This is a genomic window from Streptomyces humicola (assembly GCF_024436035.1).
GTDB classification, from domain to species: Bacteria; Actinomycetota; Actinomycetes; order Streptomycetales; family Streptomycetaceae; genus Streptantibioticus_B; species Streptantibioticus_B humicola.
The window spans coordinates 1-1,247 of record NZ_JANFNG010000075.1; the positions used below are offsets into that span (position 1 = coordinate 1).

The 1,247-nt window shown below is 69.1% G+C and carries 1 protein-coding gene; it reads left to right on the top strand.

Translation table 11 applies throughout. The features are described 5' to 3' along the window. Window positions 1–246 precede the first annotated feature (246 nt). Complete coding sequence (locus NGB36_RS33005) at window positions 247–1,245, top strand: hypothetical protein (RefSeq protein ID WP_255924344.1); 999 nt, start codon at window positions 247–249, stop codon at window positions 1,243–1,245. Window positions 1,246–1,247 lie beyond the last annotated feature (2 nt).

Consider the following 1,247-nt stretch of genomic DNA (forward strand, 5'->3'; position numbering starts at 1 on the left):
CGAGGCAGTGCTGAGCGCGTTCCCTGGCTGACGCCATCTGACCGGGGCAGCGGATAGAACGCCGCTGCCCCTGGAGTTGGTGAGTGTGGAGAACGCGCTATTACGCGTCGAGGCGCGGACGCCGAGCGGCGTGGCGGTCGCCTGCCTGGACTGCGGTCTCGCCGGCATCCCGCTCGGCGGCCGAGACGGCCCGGGTCCCAAGTGTCCTGGCATCATATGTCGTTACCGGCATCTACCCTGTCTCGCATGCCACGGAACCCTCTCTTCTCCACCTACCGGACCGGCGAAAACCGCGTCACCTCCTCCACGATGGCGGTGTTCGAGCGTATCGACCTCGCCCTGGTCCAAGAGCTTCTGGAGACCGCCACTGGCGGCGCCGGGGAACTCCCCACGGTCTCCTTCCACAACCAAGTCACCACCGACGAGGCCGTCCCCGACGCGCGGATCTCCGCCCGCTTCACCTGGTGGTTCGAGACCAAGACCACGCGCGGCGCCTACACCGGCGAGGGCCACGGCCGCAGTCAGCTCCGCGCCCATGCACGGCAGTTGGACGGAGACCCGAGCGCCCGCCTGTTCGTTCTGACGCCCGACCCGGCCCGCCCGACGTGGTTCACCCAGCTCGACGGCATAGGCCCGCACGTCCGCGACCGCGTGCTGTGGCTGTCCTTCCGCGACCTGGCCACCGCGACCGAAGCAGTGGTGACCAACCCGGCACGGCTCGTCGGCGAGCAGACCCGCTTCCTGCTGTACGAGCTCATCGCCCTGTACGAAGCCGAGGGCCTGCTGACCAGCGACGACACCGTGATCGTCGCTGCCCGCTCCGCATGGCCCGAGTACCAGCGCCTCGCGGCCTACGTCTGCCAGCCCGAGCGGTCCTTCCGCGAGGGCCTCACCCACTTCGGGTTCTACGCGGACGGCGTCATCCAGCCCGTCCTCGCCCGCATCCGCACGCACCACCCCGCGGTCCTCCTAACCCACGAGGAAGCCGAACGCTACCGCGCCGACGGGCACACCGAGCTCGCGCAGCTCATCGGCGCCCTCGTCGAAGAGGGATACCGACCCGAGGGGAACTCCAACGGGGTCATACTGCTGTCCGCGCCGGACGACCCGGACACCGTGCAGCTCGGTAAGCCCGTCATCAACGACACCGTCACCGCATCAGGACGCCCCTGGGCATGGACGCTCGGCCAGCGATACACCAGCCTCGACCGGCTCAAGGCAGCCGCACGGACCAGCGAACTGTAACC

Coding starts and splice junctions, on each gene's coding strand:
- NGB36_RS33005 (WP_255924344.1), top strand. CDS start 247: ATGCCACGGAACCCTCTCTTCTCCACCTACCGGACCGGCGAAAACCGC.